A 5,603-nucleotide genomic window follows, 5' to 3' on the forward strand; every position below is an offset into this window, starting at 1 on the left:
GGAAGCCGCTTCCGAAGCCGCAGCATCCGCCGCGGAAGCCGCGGCCACGGAAGGCACGGCAACGGAGACGGTCACTGCAGAGGATGCCGCCAAAACCGCCGACCGCGAAGCCGCGGCGCTCGCGCTTCTGCGCACCCTCCCCTACGGCACCGTCGAATCCATGGGCGGCCGGATGTTCGAACTCCTCGCGCCTCGGCTTCTCCTCTCGCAGCAGAAGGACTTTCCCGCGTGGTTGGGCAAGATGCTCCGCCGCGCGGCGAGGGAGCTCGACCGGATGAGCCGAAACGCCGCGGCCGGGACGGCACCCGAATCCGACGCCTCTTCCGCCTCTCCGCTCACGGACGAAGACGGCGTCGCGATCAACGACCTCCCGCCCGCGCCTCCGGCCGTGAAGTTGGTTGGGACCTCCGCCGCCCGCTTTGAGGTGAAGGCGGGCCGCAAGAAGGAGGCGTTGAACCAGCACGCCTTCACGTACCTCGAAGCGGACCCGCGTGCCGTGCGCCTCGCCGCCCCCGAGGTCGAAGTCCTCTACGAGGTCTTCCGAACCGCCTTGGCCCTCATGAAGGCGGGCGCCCTCATTCCCGTCGTCCTCAAGGACCGCGACCTGAAGAAGGGGAAGGAGAAGGTCCTCCCGCCCGTCCTCTGGTGGATGCCCGCGATGCGCGAAGAGTCGGTCGCGAAGTTGGTCGACCGGCTCGCCCGCGGCGCCTCCCCCTGGCTCGACCGGGTGATCGAGGCCGAGTGGCTCGAAGGGCGCTCGGACCTCACCAAGACCGTCCTTCTCGTCGGTCTCGCCGCCAACGCGCTCCTCTCCGCGCATGCGCTTCTTGTGGCCGACGCGAAGTTCCAGAGCTTCGCCGAAGTGATCTTCGCCGGGGTGGACTTGAACAGCGTCGACTGCCCGTGGGGCGACGGCGAAGCCGAAACGCTCGCCCGGTGGTTGAAGCCCTTCCTCCTCGGGGACCTCTTCCCCTGGGTGCCGGTTTTGACCGTCCGCACGGCCCGCGCGTCGGACGAGTCCCAAGCGGGGGACGTCACGGTCAACTTCGGGATCCTCCCGCACGGCGCCCGCAGGGACGCGACGCCGACGCTCCTCTCCAAACTCCTCACCGACACCGAGCGCACCGAAGACCGCTTCGCGGCGCTCTCCTGCCTCAAGACCCTCGCCGTCGCGGCGCCGGTCCTGGACGGCATCCGCACGTCGGGCGGAAAGCCCGTGAGGTTGGACGGCGCGACGCTCAAAGATTTCCTCTTCGAGCACGCCCCGCACCTGAAGCTCCTGGGCGTGAAGGTGCTCCTGCCCGAACGCTTGAAGAAATTGCTCAAGCCCCGTCTTCTCGCCGCCTTCGGCGCGGGGAGCGACGGCGGCATCAAGGGGGCGCTCACGAAGGAGAGCCTCGCCGACTTCTCCTGGAAGGTGGCGCTCGGAGACAAAACGCTCACGGAAGAGGAATTGAAGGCCCTGATGGAGCACGCGGGCGAGGTCGTGCGCGTGGGCGAAGACTTCGTCTACCTCGACGCCGCGGAACTCGAAGCCATCGCGAAGACGGTGGAGTCCGGGTCCGAGCCCTCGTACCTCGAAAAGATGCGGGCGGTGCTCACCGGCGACTTGAACGGCGCCGCGGTCGTCACCGCCCCCGAACTCGAAGCCCGCATCGAAGCGATGACGGACGTGCCTGAGATCGCGCTCCCGCAGAAGCTCGACGCGACGCTCCGTCCCTATCAGGAGCGCGGCTACGCCTGGCTCATGAAGAACCTGCGCCTGGGGTTGGGGGCCCTCATCGCCGACGACATGGGGCTCGGCAAGACGCTCCAGGTGATCGCCGCGATGACCGCCTTGAAGGAAGACGGCGAATTCAAGACGCAGAAGGCTTTGGTGGTCGTGCCGACCACGTTGCTCGCGAACTGGGCGCGCGAACTCGCGAAGTTCTCGCCCGGGCTCACCGTCGGGACCTACCACGGCACGAAGCGCAAGCTTCCCGCCCCGAAGAAGACCCCCGACGTGACGCTCACGTCCTACGGGACGCTCCGCCGGGACGCGAAGACCTTTGCGTCCCGGAAGTGGCGTCTTCTGGTTTTGGACGAAGCCCAGGTGATCAAGAACCGCTCGACCGCGCAGAGCATCGCCGTGAAGTCGGTGAAGGCCCCGCAGGTCCTCGCGATGTCGGGCACCCCGGTCGAAAACCGCCTGATGGAATACTGGTCGATCCTCTCGACCGTGCAGCCCAAACTCTTGGGCAGCGAAGCGGACTTCCGCCGCACCTTCGCCGACCCCATCGAGCGCGAGCACGACGAGCGGGCGATCGCGGCCTTCCGGCGTTTGACGGCTCCCTTCATGCTGCGGCGCCTCAAGTCCGACCCGAAGATCATCAGCGATCTCCCCGAGAAGAACGTGCTCGATCACTTCACGTCGCTCACGCCCACCCAGACGGCGCTCTACAAGAAGACCCTGGACGAGATGCTCGAAGCCATGAAGGAGGCGGAAAAGACCGAACGCGAAGCCGCCGCGTCGGGCGGCGACGCCGAGGCCGCCCGCATGAAGCGGAAGGGCCTGGTGCTGCGCCTCATCACGGCCTTGAAGCAGATCTGCAATTCGCCCTCGCAGTACCAGAAGACCGAAGCGCCCACGTCGGACTCCGGGAAGGGCGACGCGCTCCTTGCGATCCTCGGCCAGTGCCGCGACGCGGAGAGGAAGGTCCTCATCTTCACGCAGTTCCGCGAGATGGGCGAAAAGCTCCAGGACTGGATCGAGGCGGCCGGGTTCGGGCGTCCCGCGTTCCTCCACGGGGGCGTGCCGGTCAAAGCCCGCATGGCGATGGTGGACAAATTCCAAACGGACCGCACCGAGCGCGTGATGATCATCTCCTTGAAGGCAGGCGGCACGGGTCTGAACCTCACGGCGGCTTCCGCCGTCGTCCACTACGACCTCTGGTGGAATCCGGCCGTCGAAGCGCAGGCCACGGACCGCGCCTACCGCATCGGGCAGCGCCGGGACGTCTTGGTCTACCGCTTCGTCACCGCGGGGACGTTCGAAGAGAAGATCAACGCGATGCTCGCGAAGAAGCGCGAGCTCGCGGACCTCACCGTCAACACGGGCGAGACCTGGATCGGGGATCTCTCGAGCACCGAGATCCGGGAGATCTTCAGGCTCGAAGATCAGAACTGACGCGGCTCCGGATACGACTGCGCCCCGGCACCTTGCGGTGCGCGGGGCGCTTTGGTCTTGTGGGTCGGCGCTCAGCGGAAGCTGAGCGCGGCCCGTACCTTATTCGACGTCGATCGCGTCGCCGATCGCGTAGAACCGGCCGCCCGCGACGTAGTGGATCGTCTGCAAAGCCTGCGGGACTTCCTCGAACATCCAGCGGCCGTCCTTGAAGACGCGCTCGTCGGCCCAGGCGCCCACGGCCTGACCGATGAAGAGGTCGTAGGCGGCTTCGTTGTGGGGTTCGGGGATGCGTTCAAAGAGGATCCACGCCGCGCACCCTTCGATGAGGTCGATGTCGTCGGGCAGGCCCTCAACGTCCTTCAGGAAGCGGATGCCGCTCTGGTCGATCTTTTCGGGTTCGTCGTTCTTCGAGACGGAACCGAGGAAGAGCGTCTGGGGCGCGATTGAGCGGGTCGGGATCGAGAGCATGAAGTAGTTGCTCTCTTCGATGAGCTTCCTCGTGTAGTGGCTCTTGTCGAGGATCACCACGGCCTTCGCGGGATCGAGGTCGAGCGCCGTGTTCCAGGCGGCGGCCATCGCGTCGAAGTCGTTCTCGGTCTTCCCCGAGACGATCACGGTGGGACCGATGTTGAGGATGCGGTAGACGCGGTCGAGCGGGACGGGGCGAACGAATTCGCTTTGGTTGGTCATCATGGTGTGGTCCTCCCTTCGGGGGAATGGTTCTTTGATATGACCATTTTAGGTGACGCCTTCCCACCGAGCGATGCCGGAAACGCTCGGAAACAGGCGGATAGTTGCCCGATTCGACCGAAAACGCCGAACGTGCCGCGCGGTTTCGGGAGGGCTACACTGAATGCTTGAAACCCACTTCGCAACGAAACCGACGAACGCCCCGAACACCATGCTCCGCTCCACGCTCACCATCACCCGAGACGACGGCCGCACGGGCGAGGCCGCCGCGCCCGTGATCCTGTCTGCGAGCCGCCGGACCGACATCCCGGCGTTCTACGCGGAGTGGTTCATGGCAAGGCTCGCGCGCGGGTACTGCGCCTGGAGGAACCCCTTCAGCGGTCGGCAGAGCTTCGTCGCGTTCGGAAACGTCCGCTTCGTCGTCTTTTGGTCCAAGAACCCGAAGCCTCTCTTGAAGCACCTCCCGGAACTCCAACGCCGCGGGATCGGCGTGATGGTCCACTTCACGCTCAACGATTACGAAGCGGAGGGGCTCGAACCCCAGCTCGCCTCGTGGGAAGACCGCATCGACACCTTCCGGCGTCTCTCCGACGCGCTCGGCCCCGACGCCGTCCTCTGGCGGAACGACCCGCTCGTCCTCACGCCCGAGCTGACCACGGATCGGCTGCTCGAAAAATGGACCCGCACGGCGGAAGCCCTCGCGGGCTTCACCGACTCGTCGATCATGAGCTTTGCGGACATCGCCGACTACCGGAAGGTCCGCAACAACCTCGTCCGACACGGGATCGACACCCTCGAATGGTCGGAGGACGCGATGCGCGCCTTCGGCGCGAAACTCTCCGCAGCCAACCGAGCGCTCCCTGGTGGCGGCTTCACGCTCTCGACCTGCGCCGAGACGGTGAACTTGAGCGCCTACGGCATCACGCACGGGCGCTGCGTCGACCACGAGCGGATTCTGCGCGTCGCCCTCCGGCAGGTGCCCGACCGCTGCTCCGCACTCCTCGAAGCCTTGGGCGGCCGGTTCGACCCGGCCGACGCTGAAACCCCTCTGCCCGCCCGCCGGATTCTCCTGAAGCCGAAGAAGGACCCGGGTCAGCGCCCGGCCTGCGGGTGCCACGCCGCCAAAGACATCGGTCAGTACGACACCTGCCCGCACCTCTGCCGCTACTGCTACGCCAACGCGAAGCCTGAAACGGTGCTCAGGAACTGGAGGACCCACTGCGCCGCGCCCGCGGCCGAGGGCCTCCTCGGGGACGCGCCGTAGGTCGACTCAACCTGAATCAGCGCCCTGCGTTCTTCCCCTGCTCTTCCCGCTCCTGCGACTCACCGGTCACGCCCGGCGCATCCGTGAGGCGCACGAGAAGACAGCGCCCGGGCGCCGTGCCGTCGCCCGTGCAGGCGAGCTCCGCCCAACGCATCCCGCTCCACTTCTCGGCCTCCTCCTGCGGGAAGAAGAACCTGCGCGGAAGCCGCGGGGAACCGCGGAAGCGGTCGACGTCAAGAAGCAGAATCTCCGTTCCCGGAGCAGCCGAAGCACCGGCCGAACCGCCGTCCTCCGCACCCTCCGCATCCTTGGGGAGCGGCCTCAGGACGCCGTTCTCGACCGCCACAGGGAAGCCCTCCGCGGCCTCATCGTCCCCAAGCCGCTTCGCCGGGTCGACCGCATACTCCAAGGCCATGAAGTCGCCCATGAGGATGTCGCGGGGATCGACGGGACGGAGTTCCGCCCACACCGTGCGGGCGGTTT

Annotated in this window: 4 protein-coding genes; 2 read left to right on the forward strand and 2 right to left on the reverse strand. The window is 66.7% G+C overall.

From position 1 onward, the window contains the following. A partial coding sequence (locus HMPREF9440_RS10615) for a DEAD/DEAH box helicase (RefSeq protein ID WP_008542327.1) occupies positions 1-3,166 on the forward strand: 3,166 nt, incomplete at its 5' end. Between the two features lie 99 nt (positions 3,167-3,265). Here the strand turns inward: HMPREF9440_RS10615 and HMPREF9440_RS05640 are convergent. Further along, positions 3,266-3,859, reverse strand: coding sequence for a flavin reductase family protein (locus HMPREF9440_RS05640; protein WP_008542328.1), 594 nt, complete (start codon positions 3,857-3,859; stop codon positions 3,266-3,268). 160 nt (positions 3,860-4,019) lie between these two features. On the opposite strand from HMPREF9440_RS05640, the gene HMPREF9440_RS05645 reads away from it, so the two are divergent. Continuing rightward, positions 4,020-5,120, forward strand: a complete 1,101-nt coding sequence (locus tag HMPREF9440_RS05645; RefSeq protein ID WP_008542329.1) for a DUF1848 domain-containing protein — start codon at positions 4,020-4,022, stop codon at positions 5,118-5,120. A 16-nt stretch (positions 5,121-5,136) separates the two neighbouring features. On the opposite strand, the gene HMPREF9440_RS05650 is transcribed toward HMPREF9440_RS05645, so the two are convergent. Continuing rightward, a partial coding sequence (locus tag HMPREF9440_RS05650; protein ID WP_187364785.1) for a GDYXXLXY domain-containing protein occupies positions 5,137-5,603 on the reverse strand: 467 nt, incomplete at its 5' end.

Source organism: Sutterella parvirubra YIT 11816, assembly GCF_000250875.1.
Lineage (GTDB): Bacteria > Pseudomonadota > Gammaproteobacteria > Burkholderiales > Burkholderiaceae_F > Sutterella > Sutterella parvirubra.

Coding starts and splice junctions, on each gene's coding strand:
- HMPREF9440_RS05640 (WP_008542328.1), bottom strand. CDS start 3,859: ATGATGACCAACCAAAGCGAATTCGTTCGCCCCGTCCCGCTCGACCGC.
- HMPREF9440_RS05645 (WP_008542329.1), top strand. CDS start 4,020: ATGCTTGAAACCCACTTCGCAACGAAACCGACGAACGCCCCGAACACC.